The sequence below is a fragment of the Iningainema tapete BLCC-T55 genome, from assembly GCF_014698965.1.
In the GTDB taxonomy this organism is placed as follows: domain Bacteria; phylum Cyanobacteriota; class Cyanobacteriia; order Cyanobacteriales; family Nostocaceae; genus Iningainema; species Iningainema tapete.
The window spans coordinates 27327-46545 of the sequence record NZ_JACXAE010000104.1; the positions used below are offsets into that span (position 1 = coordinate 27327).

At 42.8% G+C, this 19219-nt stretch carries 17 protein-coding genes; 7 read left to right on the forward strand and 10 right to left on the reverse strand.

Annotated elements, in window-relative coordinates; genetic code table 11:
* Nucleotides 1–106 precede the first annotated feature (106 nt).
* The 7 genes from ICL16_RS34515 to ICL16_RS34545 all read right to left on the reverse strand — a co-directional run bounded on the left by ICL16_RS34515 (nucleotide 107) and on the right by ICL16_RS34545 (nucleotide 6990).
* Nucleotides 107–2929, reverse strand: coding sequence for a carboxypeptidase-like regulatory domain-containing protein (locus ICL16_RS34515; RefSeq protein ID WP_238361085.1), 2823 nt, complete (start codon nucleotides 2927–2929; stop codon nucleotides 107–109).
* Nucleotides 2886–3749 (reverse strand): fimbrial biogenesis chaperone, encoded by an 864-nt coding sequence (locus ICL16_RS34520; RefSeq protein WP_420485323.1) that lies wholly within the window; start codon nucleotides 3747–3749, stop codon nucleotides 2886–2888. Before ICL16_RS34520 ends, ICL16_RS34515 begins: the two co-directional genes overlap by 44 nt.
* Nucleotides 3750–3764: 15 nt before the next feature.
* Entirely contained in the window at nucleotides 3765–4262 is a 498-nt protein-coding gene (locus tag ICL16_RS34525; protein WP_190836095.1) for a hypothetical protein, read from the reverse strand.
* A 46-nt stretch (nucleotides 4263–4308) separates the two neighbouring features.
* Nucleotides 4309–4788 carry a hypothetical protein gene (locus ICL16_RS34530; RefSeq protein WP_190836096.1) on the reverse strand — a complete coding sequence of 160 codons (480 nt, stop codon included), beginning with the start codon at nucleotides 4786–4788 and terminating at the stop codon, nucleotides 4309–4311.
* Nucleotides 4789–4949: 161 nt separating this feature from the next.
* Complete coding sequence (locus ICL16_RS34535) at nucleotides 4950–5558, reverse strand: J domain-containing protein (protein ID WP_190836097.1); 609 nt, start codon at nucleotides 5556–5558, stop codon at nucleotides 4950–4952.
* Nucleotides 5559–5696: 138 nt separating this feature from the next.
* Nucleotides 5697–6290 carry an ATP-dependent Clp protease proteolytic subunit gene (locus tag ICL16_RS34540; protein WP_190836098.1) on the reverse strand — a complete coding sequence of 198 codons (594 nt, stop codon included), beginning with the start codon at nucleotides 6288–6290 and terminating at the stop codon, nucleotides 5697–5699.
* A gap of 37 nt (nucleotides 6291–6327) precedes the next feature.
* Nucleotides 6328–6990 carry an ATP-dependent Clp protease proteolytic subunit gene (locus ICL16_RS34545; protein ID WP_190836099.1) on the reverse strand — a complete coding sequence of 221 codons (663 nt, stop codon included), beginning with the start codon at nucleotides 6988–6990 and terminating at the stop codon, nucleotides 6328–6330.
* Between the two features lie 318 nt (nucleotides 6991–7308).
* Here ICL16_RS34545 and ICL16_RS34550 point away from each other — a divergent pair, with 318 nt between their 5' ends.
* From ICL16_RS34550 to ICL16_RS34570, 5 genes are read left to right on the forward strand one after another with little or no spacing between them, the layout of a single operon-like run.
* Nucleotides 7309–8556: a vWA domain-containing protein gene (locus tag ICL16_RS34550; protein WP_190836100.1), complete on the forward strand. Its 1248-nt coding sequence runs from the start codon at nucleotides 7309–7311 to the stop codon at nucleotides 8554–8556.
* A 53-nt stretch (nucleotides 8557–8609) separates the two neighbouring features.
* The gene (gene tmk / locus ICL16_RS34555; protein WP_190836101.1) at nucleotides 8610–9263 is read left to right on the forward strand and encodes a dTMP kinase; all 654 of its coding nucleotides are present in this window, start codon (nucleotides 8610–8612) and stop codon (nucleotides 9261–9263) included.
* Nucleotides 9256–9474 (forward strand): hypothetical protein, encoded by a 219-nt coding sequence (locus ICL16_RS34560; protein ID WP_190836102.1) that lies wholly within the window; start codon nucleotides 9256–9258, stop codon nucleotides 9472–9474. The genes tmk and ICL16_RS34560 overlap by 8 nt, the downstream gene beginning before the upstream one ends.
* Nucleotides 9475–9495: 21 nt before the next feature.
* Nucleotides 9496–10023 (forward strand): HEAT repeat domain-containing protein, encoded by a 528-nt coding sequence (locus ICL16_RS34565; RefSeq protein ID WP_190836103.1) that lies wholly within the window; start codon nucleotides 9496–9498, stop codon nucleotides 10021–10023.
* Between the two features lie 20 nt (nucleotides 10024–10043).
* Nucleotides 10044–10967: a DNA polymerase III subunit delta' gene (locus tag ICL16_RS34570; protein ID WP_190836104.1), complete on the forward strand. Its 924-nt coding sequence runs from the start codon at nucleotides 10044–10046 to the stop codon at nucleotides 10965–10967.
* On the opposite strand, the gene ICL16_RS34575 is transcribed toward ICL16_RS34570, so the two are convergent.
* From ICL16_RS34575 to ICL16_RS34585, 3 genes are all read right to left on the reverse strand, one after another.
* On the reverse strand, nucleotides 10952–11572 hold the full coding sequence (locus tag ICL16_RS34575; protein ID WP_190836135.1) for a pentapeptide repeat-containing protein: 621 nt from the start codon (nucleotides 11570–11572) through the stop codon (nucleotides 10952–10954). The genes ICL16_RS34570 and ICL16_RS34575 overlap by 16 nt on opposite strands.
* A 285-nt stretch (nucleotides 11573–11857) precedes the next feature.
* Complete coding sequence (locus ICL16_RS34580) at nucleotides 11858–12973, reverse strand: ABC transporter permease (protein ID WP_190836105.1); 1116 nt, start codon at nucleotides 12971–12973, stop codon at nucleotides 11858–11860.
* A gap of 129 nt (nucleotides 12974–13102) precedes the next feature.
* Nucleotides 13103–13975, reverse strand: coding sequence for an Npun_R2479 family HD domain-containing metalloprotein (locus ICL16_RS34585; protein WP_190836106.1), 873 nt, complete (start codon nucleotides 13973–13975; stop codon nucleotides 13103–13105).
* A 395-nt stretch (nucleotides 13976–14370) separates the two neighbouring features.
* On the opposite strand from ICL16_RS34585, the gene ICL16_RS34590 reads away from it, so the two are divergent.
* Together ICL16_RS34590 and ICL16_RS34595 are read left to right on the forward strand one after the other, a co-directional pair.
* Complete coding sequence (locus tag ICL16_RS34590) at nucleotides 14371–15891, forward strand: efflux RND transporter periplasmic adaptor subunit (protein ID WP_190836107.1); 1521 nt, start codon at nucleotides 14371–14373, stop codon at nucleotides 15889–15891.
* 107 nt (nucleotides 15892–15998) lie between these two features.
* Complete coding sequence (locus tag ICL16_RS34595; RefSeq protein ID WP_190836108.1) at nucleotides 15999–19193, forward strand: efflux RND transporter permease subunit; 3195 nt, start codon at nucleotides 15999–16001, stop codon at nucleotides 19191–19193.
* The last annotated feature ends 26 nt before the right edge of the window (nucleotides 19194–19219 follow it).

Here is a 19219-nt window from a genome sequence, read left to right on the forward strand (position 1 = left end):
ACCGCTGGCATGACTTTTGACGATTGATCCCCCCAACCCCCCGATAAATTGGGGGGCAGATTTCTTCGGGTGTGTTAACTAGGAGTACGGCATCATGCCGATTTTTTTAGGGTTGTTTGAGATTAAGTTCTTGAAAAGCCTCGGAAGACTCTTCTAATTTTAAATTGCCAACAGATTTACCGTTTACTTGTAGCGTGTAGTCACCTTGTTGTAAATCCAAGTAATATACTCCAGCACCGTTGGTGACGGAAAATTTCCGTTTTCCCTCAGGTTTTATGGCTTCTACTCTTGCGCCAACAACAGCATTTCCTTGGGAATCGCTGACAACTCCTGATCGCGTGTAGGAGCGAATTAGTGGTATCATTACAGGTGTGTAGCTCCCAGCAACAACATCAATCGCCAACGCATCAGTTGTAGCTTGCCAGTCGTTCGGAAAACCCGCAGGATCAAGATCGAGGCGATAAGTTCCAGGTTGGAGACGTATGCTAATGCGATCGCCTCTAATTTCATGTTGCCAGGACTTAATTGATCTATTATTAATCGTGAGCAGCAACTCAGAATTTTTTGTATAAAATTTTTCACCAAAGTCTCGTCTACCGTTATTATTACGGTCAAAGAAAGGCTGAATCAACAAACCACCTTGAGTGCGAAAGTATTCTAAAAGACGATCGCCAGGATTAATACCTGCTTGCAAACCCAAGCTAGAAACTAAATCTACACTGAAAGTGGCTTCATCAGAAGTCACAGAAACACCTTGATAACGTCCCCGCAACATCAAACCTGGTAGCACGGTGGTTCCTACTGTGGCAATTATTCCTGTACCCTGAGAACCCATCCCACAACCAAGCTGTGCTTCAAAAAGATAATTACCATCTATTGCTCGTTGTTCAGAACGATACCGCCAACCTAAAGTAAGCAAACTATCACTACGATTTTGGCTGCGGGTTTCATAGTTGAGAAGTAACAAATGTCCTGAATTGAAAAAGCTGCCTGGAGACAAATTGTAGGTAAGTTCGGAGAAAGTACCAATTTCATTACCCCGTTGTGTTAGTTCCAAGCTACCCAGACGTTGTAGCAAATTCCACCGCAAACGGTTTTCAGTATCGAGACTGACACGGGCAAAAGTAAAGGCGTTTCTACCACTCAAGTTAATTTGCACCCCCCCACCAGTAGCATCGCGAGTGTCAGTAGTAGCGAATAAACTGAAGCTAGGAGCGACATTCCAATTAACATTCAAACGACTGGAAATGCGATCGCTTGTCAATGCAGCACTAAACTGAGAGGATGGATCGTAGCGAATATCTGCTATGACATCCAAGTTACCACCAGCAAGTGCTGAGACTGCTACTTGTAACGGAAAATTTGCGGGACGATAGAATAATTCCGCCATTCCTTTGATCGACTCGTCATAAACTCCCCCCACACCTACCGTTAAATTTTCTGATAAACCCCATCTTCCGGCAATTCCACCTCTAAAATCCGCAAATCCCAACAAACCGGGGTGAGAAATATCCCGTCGCCACCCACCAGAAGCAACCCAAGCCGAAGCACCACCAGGAATCTGCCCTGGTACTGTAGTATAGGTGGCTTGGCGAATTTCTGGTTGTGCTGTCAGTCGTCCTTCAGGATAAAGTAAGACGCGGTAGTTGCTACCAAAAGATTGATCTTTACTTTTGATATTTTCAAAGCGGTAAATACCAGAAGAATCAACTAACACCTCAGCAATCACGCGATCGCCAAAAGCTTCTGCTAATCTTACTAAAGTACCAGGTTCTGCCCTACCTGCGATCGTGCGTCCAATTTGCGCTGCTTGCAACCGTTGGCGGGGATCAAAAGAACTACCACCGAAAGATTGTTGAGGAGTAAACCCCTGTCGTTGAATTAAAGTAAAGCCCCAATAATCCCCGCCTCCTTGATACCAAAAAGTCGGTTGAGAACCAAAAACATAATCAGCTTGATTAGTTTGTCGCAAAAACTGCGCTTCAGCAATATTCCAAGTTTGCTGATTTTGCAAGGTTGGTTGGGAGGCATGGATGAACCATGAACCGCCAAAAGCTGTACCAACAGCAAGCAAATCACCACTGAAGCTTGGTGATGTAGTTGCAGTACCGCTACCATTTACCTTTTGCTCAACTGCTGCCACATTAAATCTTCCTGGTTGGAAGTGTGGCAATCCTTCTAATATAATAGGAGTCTCTGTTTCCGCCAATGGGGTATTAGATTTATTTATCCAAGGTACTTCTAGGACAATTGCATACTCGTTGATGTTAAATTCAGCTTGAACACCAAACAAAGTTTGTAAGTCTTGAATGGAAAAAACTAGTCCTATTTCGGGATCGGTATACAGTTTTTTCGGATCGATACGAGTGACAATACCAGGCGATCGCACTTCTAACTGACCATCTGGTAATGTTGTAACATTGAGTTTTAACGCTTGAATTACAGCATCGTAAGGCAAAAGCCAATTTTCAAAGTTAATTGCACGGGAACCATCTTCTTTCCCCCGCACTAAAACGCTGGGATTCACATTACGTTTACCCACAGTTACACCCACCGGAATTATAGTTAATTCATTTATGTTGTTTGTGATTTCATCTGCTGGGATAGGCGTTATGGATGGATTAGCAACTGCTGGGGTGACAATAAGAAGCCAAAAGGTGAAAGGTAAAAACCACGTTCGCCATTGATTTAAATCAATGGCTAATAGCCGAAGTCCTCTGAAGAGGAATGTATAATTAGTCCACTTTAGTGGGCAACAGATTTTTACCACCCAACCCCCCTTATAAAGGGGGGCAAGAAGGAATCGTGTGTAGCCAGCTTTTGGTGAAATGGTATTATTTATTCCCTGGTGGGATGAGCTATTTACCGGAAACCGCCGTAATGGGCTATTTAGTAACCGCATTCTGAGCAGGGATGGTAAAATTGACATTGAATGGCAGCTTAGTTTTTTCCTTATCTTCACCCCATACCAACTCACCACTTAGCTGATATGTACCGGAGGCAAGGGCTTGTTCTTTGCCTGGGAAATTTAATAAGAAGTGGCGATCGCTTTGTGCAACAACAGCATTTGCATCTACCTGCCCAGTTTTAACAACAGTTTCCCCACGGCGTAGCGTCCAATTTAAACTTGGGCGGGCAGTTGCTTTACCACTATTGCGAACTAGTAGCTGAATTTGCTTTTGCTGTGTGTTGAAGCTAGCACTATCTACGGCTAAGTTAGGAGAAAAATTACCTTTTCTGACATAGAACGTTACGCCAATCCGCGCAACTAAACTAACGTTATTGCCAGCATTATCCTTTGCATCGCTAAGAGTTTCATTAAACACCACAGCTCGATATTCGCCATCTGCTAGACTAGGCGCTAACTGACTGATGAGGCGTACCCGCCGACTTTCCCCTGGCTGAATAGTTAATTCACGGGGGGAGAATTGTAGATATGGTGTGAGGTTGTTGGGACTATTGGCAGGTAAGCTTTGAAACCCGGTATCGCGGTTATAGGTGAAAGGTTCAGCGTAAACGCGCACGCGATTCGGAGTGTTGCTGGTATTTGTGATTGTAATCATGCCTTGGGCTTGCCCGCGATCGGCTTTAGCTTCAATCACTAGTGGAGAAACACTGACTTGTGCAGAAGCTTTACCACAAAGAAGCAAGCTAGATAAGCAAGCCCCCACTACCAGTAAAATCCTATAGTTGCGAACCATATTTACGGTACGATTATATTCATCACGACCTACATATGGTTCCCTCATCTTGTAGAAAAATTACTACGGTGTGATTGTTAAAGTAACTTTATATGCGTAGTTACCAGGCGGTAAATAACTATTAGAAGCGCTTTCTACTCCCATGTGAACAGTTAGTGGTGTTGCACCAGAAGGGAGAAACAAAGGACCAGTAGGACCACTAAAAGAACCAAAGCCGGTTCCTGTACTACCAAAAGGTGACTCAACTATCGCCCCTGATAAACCTCCGGAAGGTCCTCCTGTTTGAATTGGAGCAGATATCATCAGGTTAGCTGGTTCGTTGCAACTGACAATAACTTGACCTGGAGAGCCTCCTGGAACTAAGGAACTTATTTTAGAAGCACCTTGTCCATTACCAAATCCACCGTCAGCTGCTAACACACCACCAGTAGGAGTGCCAAAGTTGCATTTACCTTGCACAGTTCCGGAAAAGTTAATATCAACACTTTGTGCAAAGGCTTTGGGTGCAATAGCGGCAGTACTTGCAATTACCAAAGCACAGGAAAGTAAACGGCGAATCATATAAAAACTCTCCTTGAGTAAATAAATCGTGAATACGGTTAAATGGTTATGGAGTGATAGTTAAGGTAAGGCCGTAAGTATAGGTTCCTGGGGCAAACTCTTCAGGTCGCTCTACCAAAAAATCTACCTGTAAATTGGTGTTACCTGTAGGTAAAGCTGCGGTTCCTCCAGCAACATCACTCCTAACGCTAGTTGAACCAAACTGGAGAAATCCTATATGGGTGGTTCCAACAGGATCGGGGGTAGGTCCAGATACTAAGTGGGGAGGTGAAATAGTGATTTTGGCAGGTGTGCTAGACTGAACGCTAATTGTAGTTGGAGCTACTGACTTAAAGGTTTTCCCGTTACTACCAGAATCGCCAGAAGATGTTGGTTCTGCGGTACTGAATATAGGAATGCTAAAAGTAGCTTGAGCGGGAACTGTTCCGTTAAAGGGAACGTCTACACTTTGAGCTAGTGCTGCTTGATCGAAAATAATCGAGCTTGTTATTAACAAGCTAGAGGTGAAAGCGAAACGGTAAAACATGAGGAAATTGCCTTATTGCTCAGCTTAGTCCTACATCAGTACCATACTTTCAGAATAGCTACCAAACTATGATATGGCTATAGTAATAATACGTAAATAAATTTGGGTAAAATCAATCCCGGCAAGAACCGTAGGGACACGGCTAGCCTTTGCCCCTACCCCTAAACCATTTGCTCTAAGCGCTGAAAATCACATTGCACCTCATTAAATAAAGTTTTATTGTGAGGATCTGTTTTCAAAGCTTTTTTGAGGTAAATTCTGGCTTTGTGCAGTTGTTTATTAGCGATTAATATTCTTCCCCAACGTTGATAAACAATTGCTTGCCACTGGCGCACTTCCGCATCTTCTGGTAAACGATCTGCTAATGCTTCAGATAGTGCGATCGCCTGATGATACCTTTTTTCTTTCAAAAACCGCTGCAACTGTTCATAAGTTTTCCACTTTAACCGCTGTTCTATTTCTACTATATTAGGCGGTTTTGGTTTGGGCTTTTCTGGTGTTTTTGTCGCTGCTTGCCGTTGCGTTGTCTTTGCTTGTTGAGATTCAGTGACTAACGTCTGCCTTGCTGGAGATATTTCTTCTTTTGGTACTACCTGCAACAGCACCTTGTATGCCTCGGTTAGGGCAATAAACTTTTCTTTAGCTTTGTTGTCACCTGGGTTAATATCGGGATGATACCGATGTGCCAATCGACGGTAAGAAGTTTTGATGTCGGTAAAAGAAGCTCCCGACCTTAAACCCAATAAACGGTAGTAATCTCCAAGATCCATCTTGAACTTTTATCAAGCCTAAATATTAGCTATCAGCTATTTTAATCATAATGACTCAATTTGGAATGTAAAGTTCACTCATTACAGTTTTTGCCCCATTACCTGTAGAGACGTTCCGCCGGAACGTCTCTACGAATTTTAAACGCGCTCTTCAATCACGCGATCAACTAAACCGTATTCCTTCGCTTCTTGAGCGGACATGAAAAAGTCACGATCCATGTCTTTCTCAATTTTAGACAAAGCCTGACCAGTATTGTTAGCGTAAATGTTGTTCAACTGGTGACGAATGCGGATAATTTCTCTTGCCTCAATTTCAATATCGGTTGCTTGTCCCCGAGTACCACCAGAAGGCTGGTGAATCATAATCCGTGAATGAGGCAAAGCCAGTCGTTTACCTTTGGTTCCACCAGCTAACAGGAACGATCCCATCGAAGCTGCTAAACCGACACAAATGGTGACCACATCTGATTTGATGTGCTGCATTGTATCATAAATTGCCAAGCCAGATGTGACCATCCCACCAGGAGAGTTAATGTATAGAAAAATATCCTTTCCTGGATCTTCAGAATCGAGATATAGCATGATGGCGATGATTTCGTTGGCAACTTTATCATCTACTTCTTCGCCAAGAAAGATGATGCGATCGCGTGCCAGACGGCTGTAAATATGAATCCATTGTGTATACTGTTCCCCTGGCAAGCGGTAGGGGACACTGGGATAGCCAATAGGCATTTTGATACTCCGTTGTAGCTGTAGGAAAAAATAATATTTAAAGAACTCCAGAGGGTACTGGAGGATGGGCGAGTTCTTCTTTCTCAAAAACTCTGTCAATCAAACCATATTCCACAGCTAGCTTAGGTGTGATGTAGAATAGGCGATCCATATCCTTCTCAATTCTTTCTTTAGTTTGCCCAGTATTAAGAGCGAGGATTTCTACCATTGTCGCCTTATTTGCTAATACTTCTTTAGCCCGGATCTGAATATCAGTTGCTTGACCTTGAGCATAGCTCTTCGGCTGGTGGAGAATAATAGAAGCGTTGGGCAAACTGGCACGACAACCCTTTGTGCCTGCACTCAGGAGCATAGCTGCCATCCCCATCGCTGAACCGATACAAATCGTATGGATAGGAGGCTTAATATACTTTATTGTATCATATATAGCGAAGGCTTCAGTTTCAAAGCCCACGGGATCGCCACTATAACCGGATGTGCCAGTAGAGTTGATGTAAATTTTAATTGGTTTTTCTGGATCGTCTGACTGCAAATAAAGTAGTTCAGCGATGATCAGCTTAGTTACTTCTGGAACCAGTGGAGTTCCCAAATAGACAATTCGCTCCTTTAATAACAAGGAGGGTAAATCTGGCGGTGGTGTGCGGTAGAAGTTATCGCCGTAGTAAGGGGCTTGAACAGCCTTGATGGGGGAAATGTCCATAGTAACTGTTGCTTGATTTGATGCCGTTAACTGTAATACATCCTAGCGCTTCGCCAGTGCGCCTAGAGGTGCGGATTTCTCGCTATGAGCGTAAAAGTGCTTTGCCACTCTTCGTGCTAGGCTACTAAGATATTTTAAGTAGTATCGAGTCTTAAGTTGTAAGTTGGGAATTAAAACTTTCTTAAGTAAATTTTTATAACTTAACATTGACAATTCTCACACTCCTAAGACTGAAAACTAAATTTATTTTCCGTAGCGCGAATGTTCCGCTTTGAAGTTATTAATGAATATGTGTTTCTTGGATAGGAATTTGGGTTTATGAAGGTTAGTTTACAGTCATCTCTCAATGATGCCAATTTAGACGCTAATCAACCAAGTAGTCAACGTCAATTGGCTATGTCTATTTCCGCACTAGCAGAGTATACAGATCGTAATGTGCCACTAAATTTGTGCCTAATTCTCGATCATAGTGGTTCGATGGGTGGGCGTCCACTAGAAATTGTCAAGAAAGCGGCAACCCGTATTGTGGATAAATTAAATCCTGGCGATCGCCTCAGTGTAGTAGTTTTTGATCACCGTGCCAAAGTCTTAGTTCCTAATCAAGTGATTGAAAATCCAGAACGGATTAAACAACAAATAAATCGCCTTTCTGCTGATGGTGGAACTGCTATTGATGAAGGTTTACGTTTGGGTATTGAAGAACTAGCGAAGGGAAAAAAAGAAACTGTTTCTCAAGCTTTTTTATTAACTGATGGAGAAAATGAACACGGCGATAATAATCGTTGTTTAAAGTTTGCTCAACTAGCTACTGGCTATAATTTAACCTTGAACACTTTAGGATTTGGTGATAACTGGAACCAAGATGTACTGGAAAAAATTGCCGATGCAGGTGGTGGTACGTTATCTTACATTCAACAAGCAGAGCAAGTAGTTGATGAGTTTGGTCGGCTATTTAAGCGGATTCAAACTGTAGGCTTGACTAATGCATATCTACTGTTCTCCTTGATGCCTAATATCAGAATAGCTGAATTAAAACCTATCGCTCAAGTTGCGCCAGACACAATTGAATTGCCACTACAACAAGAAGCAGATGGACGTTTTGCAGTACGTCTAGGAGACTTGATGAAAGATGTTCAACGGGTGGTTTTGGCAAACCTTTATATAGGAAAATTACCAGAAGGTAGACAAACTATTGCCAGAGTGCAAGTCCGTTACGATGACCCATCTCAAGATCTGACAGGTTTACTTTCCGAAAACATTCCAGTAGAAGCAAATGTAGCTCAAATTTACCAATCTTCTCCTGACCCTGAAGTACAAAAACATATTTTAGCATTAGCGAAGTATCGGCAAACCCAACTAGCAGAAGCAAAATTACAACAAGGAGATCGCGCAGGTGCAGCTACAATGCTACAAACAGCTGCCAAAACAGCTCTCCAAATGGGAGACACCAGCGCCGCAACAGTACTACAAACATCCGCCACTCGCCTACAATCAGGAGAAGAACTAACAGAAGCAGATCGCAAAAAAACCAGAATCGTTTCCAAAACCGTATTACAAGATTCCTAGTAGAGACGCCCCATCGGGGCGTCTCCCCCACCATTTAATCACAACACAAAAACATGAATGGTAAATTAATCGTCTTTGAAGGAGTGGAGGGTTCCGGTAAAACTACCCAGATGCAATTTTGTCTTCAATGGCTACAAAGCCTCAACATTCCCTCAATTATCACTCGTGAACCTGGGGGAACAGACTTAGGCAAAGATTTGCGGCATTTGTTACTAGAAGCATCTCAATCAATCGCCGACAGAACAGAATTACTTTTATTTGCTGCCGATAGAGCGCAACACGTCGAACAAAAGCTCAAACCAAATCTTGCTCAGGGTAAGATTATTTTGTGCGATCGCTACACAGACTCCACCATTGCTTACCAAGGATGGGGACGCGGTTTAGACATGAATTTAATTAATCAACTTAACACCATTGCCACATCTGGGTTAAAAAGTGACCTGACTCTATGGTTAGATGTTGATGTTGAAGTGGGACTTGTACGTAAAAAAGGAAGTGGTGTATTAGGCGATCGTATGGAAAAAGAAACCATAGCCTTTCATCGTCGCGTACAGCAAGGGTATGCTCATCTTTATACATCCTACCCAGAACAAATGATACGTGTAGATGCTAGCTTGGATAGAGATGCAGTCTTTGCTCAAATACAAGCAATTTTGTCTCATTTATTTAAAGCTTGGGGATATTTATCAATAATAGGAGATGGATGACTACACAAACAAAGGTAAAAAGGGCGAGAGCTTTAGAGGAGGGAAAAAACGCAAACGGGACAAGTGGTACGGATACGACGATCAAGATTTTCAGAGATGGTGGCATCGCCAAGGAAAGGCTGAATATGGCGGCAGGGATCTTGATAATGCAGAGGAGGCAAGACAAGCTTATGAAGATTGGGTTTCGAGGGGCAAGCCGAAAGTAAAGTAGTATGAAGAACAGAGGGATAGCATGACAGAAAGCTATACAAAATATCAAGATTACGTAGATAAACTTGATTCCAATAATCCAGATTTAGTAGTTGAAGCTGCTCATACACTTGGGGATCTAGGCGATAGGCGAGCTGTTCCCATTTTAATAGATCTGCTTCAAACAACCACTAACCCTGTTATTCGCAACGCCGCTGCTGTGGGGCTACGGGAGCTAGGGGATGAAAGGGCGCTATATCCCATAGTATCATTGCTTAAAGATCCAAAAACAGAGGGGTATCGAGGGACTTTGGTTTATGCGCTGGAAGGATTTGATTGTTCCTCTGTGATAACTTTGCTAGTGGATCTGGTGATTACAGGTAATTTTGAAGTTAGTCATCAAGCATTTCAAGTCATTGAGTTAATTGATTCAGAGGTTAACTTAGAAATATTGGATTTTTGTGTTCAAAAAGTTCAGGATGCCATACCAAAGTCTGATGACGATAAAGTTGAATTGCTTAAAGATCTTGTTGAGTTATTGACTGAAATGAAGTTGAGTATTGTAAATTAATTTGTAAATTGGATCAAAAGATGCCATTTACAGAACTGACAGGACAACCACAAGCAGTAGATTTACTGACGCAAGCAGTAATGAAAAATCGGTTAGCGCCAGCGTATTTATTTGCCGGACCTGATGGTGTGGGGCGCAGTTTAGCTGCAAAATGTTTTGTAGAGTTACTATTTGGCGTAGATGATAAGCGTGTGCGACAAGGGAATCACCCCGATTTATTAACGGTACAGCCAACCTACTTACATCAAGGGCAACGACTAACGCCAGCACAAGCAGCAGAAAAAGGACTCAAACGCAAAGCACCGCCGGCTATTCGCTTAGAACAAATTCGGGAAATTACTGAGTTTCTTAGTCGTTCGCCGTTGGTAGCACCAAGAAATGTAGTGATAATAGAGCAGGCACAGACGATGGCGGAAGCTGCTGCTAACGCTTTGCTGAAAACTTTGGAAGAACCAGGAAAGGCGACGTTGATTTTAATTGCTCCTTCACCTGACTATTTGTTATCAACTTTGGTTTCACGCTGTCAACGGATTCCTTTTTATCGATTGGATACCGCAGCAATGACTCAGGTGTTGCAGCAAACGGGGCATGAGGAGATTTTACAGCATTCTACTGTGTTGAGTATGGCATCTGGTAGTCCGGGGGAGGCGATCGCATCTTACGAGCTACTCCAAACAATTCCGGCTGAGTTACTGCAAAAACTAACACAATTACCAAAAAACTACCGTAATGCTCTGGAATTAGGCAAAGAAATTGATAAAACTTTAGATACAGAGGCACAGCTATGGTTAGTTGATTATTTACAGCAGTTTTACTGGCTACAGTGGCATCAACCTAGTATCATTCAGCAGTTAGAACAAACCCGCAAATCTCTGCTTTGTTACGCTCAACCACGACTCACTTGGGAATGCACATTTTTATCTCTGTGTCAAGTCAATTTATGATTTTTGATAGTTTCAGCTAAATTAGCACCAATCAGAGCTTCAGATAAGTCAACTGCATCTAGATTTATGCAGCTTAGATCTGTATAGCGCAGATCAGTTCTGGATAAAATAGCTTTAGTGAAGTTAACTTGATGTAAGTTTACTTTACTCAGGTTTGCCCCAGTCAAGTTAGCTTTGCTCAAGTCAGCACCTGCCAGATTTGCTCCACTAAGGTCAGCATAACGCAAGTCAGCACCTGCCAGATCGGCTCCTCTGAGATCGGCATAGCCTAAATTGGCTAAGCGCAAATCTGCGCCAGTTAGGGAAGCTTTCTGCAAATCTGCTCTAGTGAGATTTGCGCGAATTAAATTCGCCTTGCTCAAATTAGCCCAAATCATCACGGTTGCGCTTAAGTTAGTTCTCCATAAAATCGCATCCGTTAAATTAGCGCCAGTTAAATTAGCTCTATGTAAATTTGTCCATAACAAAACTGCACCGCTCAAGTTAGCCCGATTCAAATTAATATCAGTTAAACATAATTCACTTAAGTGCACTTGCTTCAGGCTAACAAGTGAAAAATCTCTGTTACCTGCTGCATAGCTAGTGAGAAGTTCATCAGTATCCATTGTCGTGATGTTGTCACCAATGGAACTGTGTGAATGTGACTGAGAAATTATAGTATTCATCTGACAATTGCAGGAAACAGCTTTATCGGCAATTAACAATCACAGACTAGCTAGCAGCTGCTCACTGCTTCACTGAAGCATAGCGCTGCTAGATTTTGATTGAACTTTATGTAAATAATTATAACAAAATATTACGAAATGTGAGCAAAAAGTTTTCGAGCGACAAATAAATGTAGAGACAGTACTGTACTGTCTCTACATTAGATACCTTCTCCCGTCTTCTATCTACCTTTGCAAACTACGGGGATCGAGGGCATCTCTTAGCCCATCACCAAGTAGGTTAAAAGCTAACACTGTGAGGATAATCAGCGCAGCAGGGGGCCAAATTAGCCATGGTTGTAGTACTAGAATTGAAGCATTAGTCGCAAGAGAGAGCATGTTCCCCCAAGAGGGATCTGGCTGTTGAATTCCTAAGCCGATGAGACTTAGTACTGCTTCTGCGCCGATAAAGCCCGGAACGGCAAGAGTGGCGGAGATGATTATGTAAGTAGCAGTCTGTGGTAAAACGTGGCGCAGAATAATATAAAGTGGCTTGCCACCCATTGCTCTTGCTGCTTGGACAAATTCCCGCTCTTTGATGGAGAGTACTTGTCCCCGAACTACTCGTGCTAATCCAGCCCAGTTAATAAATGCGGTAATAACGACAATGAGCAAAAAGCGTTCAGTACTGGTTAAGCCTGGAGGTAAAACTGAGCTTAATGTCACCAAAAGATAGATACCGGGGAAAGTCATCAGCACTTCTGCCAAGCGCATGATGATGCTATCAGTCCAACCTCCCAAGTAGCCGGAAATTCCACCAAGTAGCATACCCAGGGGAAAGGAAACAGCTACGCCAAAAATACCGATAAACATGCTGATTCTACCACCATGTACTAAACGGCTGAATTGGTCGCGAGCTTGGTCATCTGTACCAAGAAGGTTGAATTTTGCTTCTCCAACTGTACCAAATAAGTGCCTGTTGAAGGTAATACCGCTAAATATTTCTTGTTCGTCCCATTTGGGTGGTAGGGGTAAGCTGAGTTTAAATAGTTGGTATTCTGAACCTTTGACAAATAGTCGTAGAGGAGTGGGCTTTTTGAAGTCTACAATGATTTGGCGATCGCCTGTTTCTAAATTTGTGTTTCCCTGAGTTGTCGGATAAATATGGGGACCAATAAATTGTCCCGATGGAGAATTCCAGTAAATCCGAGTAGGTGGTAATAGTGAACCATTTGGTTGTGAGGCTAACGGATTGTAAGGCGCAACAAAATCAGCTGCAATTACTGATATGTAGAAAATTAATAGTATAATTGCCCCAAATCTAGCTAACGGATTTTTTTTCAGTCGTTGCCACCAGTTCATAATAATTTTGTGTTATGTGTAGATCCGCGATTTATCGCGTCTGATTGTAAATATTTAATTATAAATTATAAATTACCAAATTTAATTTATAATTCTTAATACCTGTACAGACGCTCCGGCGGAGCGTCTCTAACTCCTCACCTTCTCTAAAAATAAATGTTCTTCATGAAGTTTCTCGTGTTCCACCACAAACACATTCGAGTAAAGGTTAGCAATAATTTGTTTTCCTTGTTGTGTCAAAGATAGGTAACGCAGTGCATCTTGGATATATGGATAAACACCATTCCAGTAAAACTTAGAGTAATTTTTGCGTAAATCAGCAGGAGAGTAATAACCAAGAACTTTATTAATACCAGTTTCCTCAAACTCATAGAACAAAGAAGTAATTTTCTTCAAATAGCGTGGATCGCTTAATTGTCCTATTAAATCTGCTGCACGTACTAAGCCAGCAAAACTTTTTGTATCTTGATGATCATCAGCGGCTGGTACTGGAAATCGAGTTAATTCAATATTACTCTTTACTACCTCAGAATCGATCAATTTATGACCACCAAAACGCTCATCAATGAAAAGCTTGGCTCTATCAACGTGATAAGGCGTGAGACTAGCATCTGATGCCCCTGGTGCAAGTAAAACCATATTTTCATCTTGACCTGTAGCATACAAATTTTGCTCCTCAATGTCTAGACGGCAAACTCCCTTGACATAACCGATGTCATGGCATAGCAAGGAGATGGCACAATGTAACCAGTCTTCGCTGGAAACCCCGCCTTCACGAATGTGTTTGCCACGCAAAATTTCTTGACCAACAAGGGTAACTAGGATTGTGTGTTCAACGTTATGATATAGGGCATCGCTATTGGCAATATTTTCCAAAGCCATATTACCAGCCCAAGCTATAATATCCTGGTAATCAGTCTTTAAGCATCCATAAGTGCGGTGATAACCGTCTCTAATTTGATTGACAAAAGCATCAATTAAAATTTCAGTAGCATTGAACATACTGGCTAAATCTGTAAAATAAAAATGATCAACGAGTTTAGCTCAAAAATAGATATTTGTCGTGGAACTTGGTAAGGCGCAAATTAAGACTATAAGAGCTTGGATGACAATAAGCGAGAAAATTTCTTCAAGTCTTAGTATTAGGTAATATTTCCTAAGTTTTACACAAGTAATGCTTCTTTGTCTGTGATCTACAGAGGAAAACTGAGTGATGTGAACCAGTCGATGAGAGGAATTACCTAGTAGGGAAAGAAAGTGACTTTTTTTTAGGTAGAATCCGTGAGATTATACAACCATAAATTGAGAAAATAAGTCATAGTTGATATACAGTAAATAAATTCAATCTTTCTTAAGCAAAACTGCGTAGTATGGTTGGGCTGTTGTGGAGGGTGACTGTGGGAGAGGAAAGTTATTCAGAACTTGAAGTGGAAGAACCAGTAGTTGAGGAGTCTAGCTGGCAGCGCAAAAAAGTACGTCGTCAGCGAAAGCCTTGGCTCTTACCGTTGTTTGTCGGGATTGGGTTGGGGGTAGCTGTTGGGATCGGAGGGTTACGTCTACTCAGTAATCGTCCTACGACACAATCACCGACAACGAATAAAGTAACACAAGCAGCGCCAACAATGACCGTTACTGTTGCGTCTGTGGAAACTACTCGTGTTGCCCGTGTTCTCAATACTACTGGAACTGTCGCAGCGCGTGATTTGACTCCAATTTTACCTCAGGTAAACGGCTTGCAAATTAAACAGATTTTAGTCAATGTGGGAAACTCTGTGCAAGCAGGTCAAGTGATGGCAGTGCTTGATGACTCTATTTTGCAAGAGCAAATTCGCCAAGCAAAAGCTGATGTGGAATCAAAGCAGGCGGATGTAGCATCCAAGCAAGCGGATTTGGTGTCAAAGCAAGCAGCAGTTACTTCAGTTGAGGCAGCTGTGAAATCAAATGAGGCAGTTGTACAGCAAAAACAAGCCGATTTGGGTCAAGCTAATGCAAGGTTAAAAGATGCCCAAATTAATTTTAAACGTACTCAACAACTTGTGAATCAAGGTGCGCTTAGCCGTCAACAATTAGATACTGCGGTGACAACTTTGGACACGGCAACTGAAGGGGTACGTCTTGCGGAGGCAAATATTAGGAGTGCAGAAGCTAATGTTAGCAGTGCTACAGCGAATATTGGTAGCGCTCAAGCGAATGTTCGGATTGCGGTTGCGAATGTGAATAGCGCTCAAGCTGCTGTTAGGAGTAGTGCGGCGAAGGTAGAGCAATTAAAAACTCAACTGGGACAAACTTTAGTTCGCGCCCCTGTGGCAGGAATTGTGGCGGAGAAACTGGCAAGAGTGGGGGATGTGACGGGTGTGCCGCCACAAACTCAAGTAGCTACTGTGGTTGGTGGCTCGCAAAAGCTGTTTTCGATTATTCAAGATGGGCAGCTAGAATTACAGGCGCTTGTTCCGGAGGTGCAATTGCCACAGGTGAAAATAGGTGCTACTACGCAGGTTACTCTTGATGCTGATAGCCGTGTGCGCTTGCAGGGACAAGTAAAAAGTATCGAACCAGTGGTTAATCAGCAAAGGCGTGAGGCGACGGTGAAGATAGATTTGCCACCTAATTCGCCGCTAAAACCAGGTATGTTTGCTCGTGCGGCAATTACTACTACCACCACGACGGGTATGGCAATTCCCCAAAAAGCAGTGTTGCCTCAAGCAGATGGTGGTGTAATCGTTTTCATGCTATCGGGTGAAGACACGGTGCGTGCGATGAAAGTAGAAGTAGGGGAAATCCTTATTGGTGGCAGAGTGGAAATTAAACGTGGATTAAAATTGGGCGATCGCGTGGTGGTTGATGGTGCTGGTTATGTCAAAGATGGTGACAGAGTACGAGTCGTCAACAATCAACAGCCCCAACTCAACAGTCCATAGTTAATGGTTAATGGTTAATGGTTAATAGCTAATAGCTAATAGCCAATAGCAATTCCCCAATTAGCCCCCAATTAGCAATTAGCAATTAGCAACTAACAACTATTTTCATGTCTTTCAATATTTCAGCTTGGTCGATTAAAAAACCTGTTCCCACGATAGTTATATTCTTAATCTTGACTTTAGTAGGTTGGTTCTCTTTTACTACCTTAGGAATTGATATCAACCCAAATATAGATGTACCTACAGTATCAGTTATAGTAACACAACCGGGAGCAGGACCTGCGGAACTAGAATTCCAGGTAACGAAAAAAATTGAAGATGCTGTGGCTGGGTTAGGGAACATCGATGAAATGCGATCGACAGTCACCGATGGCAATTCTACAACTACAATCGCGTTTGTACTAGGGACAAATACTGACCGTGCTACCAATGACGTTCGTAATGCGGTAGCACAAATTCGCCAAAACCTTCCTCAAGATATCAACGACCCAATTGTACAACGTGTAGAATTTTCTGGTGGTCCGATTATGACTTACGCGGTGAGATCTGATCGGCTTTCAGTAGAAGAACTAAGTAACCTCGTCGATCAAACCATCAGCCGCGCTGTGCTAGCTGTCAAAGGAGTAGCAGAAATTAAGCGTGTGGGAGGGCTTGACAGGGAAGTTCGTGTCAACCTCGATCCAAATCGATTACAATCACTAGGCATCACTGCCACTCAGGTAAACGACCAAATTCGTGCTTTAAACATTAACTTACCTGGTGGACGTGCTGAAATCGGTGGTAGCGAACAAAGTATACGTACTTTGGGTAACGCTAAAAGTATCGATGCCATGAAAAACTACGAAATCATCTTGCCCAATGGCGGTTCCGTTCCCTTGTCTAGTTTGGGAACGGTAGAAGATAGCTTTGGCGAGGTGCGACAAAATGCACGTTTAAACAACAAACCAGTGGTAGCTTTCCAGGTGTTACGCAGCACTGGAAGCGTCTTGGTGACAGTGGAAGAAGGAGTGAAAGAGGCAGTAGCACAACTGCAAAAAACACTACCACCAGATGTCAAATTAGATTTAATTTTTACCAGAGCTACTTTTGTCCGTGAATCTTATCAAAGCACAATTGACGAATTAATCCAAGCTTCGATATTAGCAGTTGTCGTCATTCAAGTGTTTTTACGAGATTGGCGGGCAACATTAATTACAGCATTAGCACTGCCACTATCGATGCTTCCCACCTTTGCCGTACAGTCAGCGTTGGGCTACACCCTGAACAACATGACTTTGTTGGCATTAGCCTTAGCAGTGGGTAACTTGGTGGATGATGCCGTGGTAGAAATTGAAAACATGGAAACGCATATGGCAATGGGCAAAACAGCTAGGGAAGCTGCTTTTGACTCATCTGAAGAGGTAGGTTTGGCAGTAATCGCCAGTGCGGCGACAATTATTGCCGTATTTCTGCCTGTTGCTTTTATGGGTGGCGTTCCCGGTCAATTTTTCCAACCTTTTGGTGTTACAGTTGCCGCTTCCACCATTTTCTCAACTTTAGTCGCCCGGATGGTAACACCAATGATGGGCGCATATCTACTAAAGGATAAGCATGGGGAAAAGGAACAGGGAAGGAAAAGAGTAATTAAATTCTTTAATTTCCAATTTACACTCCCTGGTGGGAACCAAGAAAAAACAAAACATAAAACTCACAAGCGTCGGCGCTTTCAACCTTACGCCTCTTTGCTCAGGTGGGCAATCCGGTATAGATTTACAACTTTGGGTATTGCCATTGCTTTCTTTATTGCCAGTGTGATGTTAGTTCCCTACATTCCCAAAGGGTTAGTTGATGGTGGGGATCTGGGAATTTCGACTGTTTCTATAGAACTAGCCCCTGGTTCCACAATCGCAGATACCAACAAAGTAGTAACACAGGCAACCAATCTGATCCGGCAGAACCCAAATGTCATTAGTGTATTGGCAGCAGAACAGGTTAATACTGCAACTCTGACAATCCAGCTTAAACCTAAAGAACAACGAGACATTTCCCAACTAGAGTTTGAGCGCAAAGTACGTCCTCTGTTCGAGCAAATTCCCGGAGCAAGAATCAGTTTCGAGAGTGCCGGAGCGGTTGGCGGTAGAAAGGATTTAACTATACTATTACAAAGTGAAAATCCCGAAGCATTAAATCAAGCTGCGAATGCACTAGAAACACAAATGCGCACCATACCTGGATTGGTGGAAGTTTCTTCTAGTGCCAGTTTGGTGAAACCAGAGATTTTGGTAATTCCCGATCCGCAAAGGGCTGGAGATTTGGGCGTGACAGTACAATCTATTGCCCGTACTGCCTCCCTTGCGACTATCGGAGATAACGATGCGAATTTGGCAAAATACAATCTTCCTGATCGCCAAATCCCTATTCGTGTCCAAATCGATCCTAAAGCCCGTGAGGACATCAATACAATTAAGGATCTTCAAGTTCCCAGTCAGAATGGCAACTTGGTTCCCCTTGTAGCAGTAGCAGATATCAAGTTTGGTAGTGGTCCTGCTACAATTAACCGTTACGATCGCGCCCGTCAAGTTTCTGTAGAAGCAAACCTCCAAGGTACTTCTTTGGGAGAGGCACTCAATAAAGTCAACCAGCTACCTGCACTGTTAAAATTGCCAGATGGAGTAGCACAGCGCAACTCTGGTGATGCCAAAATTCTGGGAGAAATTTTTGGTCGGTTTGGTGGAGCATTAGGGCTGGCAGTAATGTCTATCTACGCCATCCTCGTCTTACTCTATAACAACTTCCTCCATCCCCTCTCGATTATGGCGGCATTGCCCTTCTGTTTAGGTGGCGCACTTGTAGCCTTGATGGTGGCACAAAAAGCTTTAGGGATATATGCATTGATTGGTATAGTGCTATTAATGGGTATTGTGACGAAAAACTCAATTCTGTTGGTAGATCATGCAATTATTGGTTTGGAAGAAGGCAAATCCCAAAGAGATGCCCTACTAGAAGCTGGTGTTTCGCGACTGCGCCCAATTATGATGACTTCTTTGGCAACAATTGCTGGGATCATTCCCCTAGCTTTAGGGATTGGTGCTGGTGCAGAAGTTCGCCAACCAATGGGTGTGGCAATTCTCGGAGGTTTTACAACTTCCACTCTACTGACTCTGGTGGTAGTACCCGTAATTTTCAGCTTCTTTGACAACTTGCAAAATTGGATTCTCAAGCTATTCCGCCCCGATGGCGACAAGCGGCACAAGGTTGTTGAAGAAGTCGTGGTTATGCCATCTGCAACAGAAGAACCACCATCTTACTCAGTGAGGAAATAGTGCTATAATAAATGTTAGCCTTATTT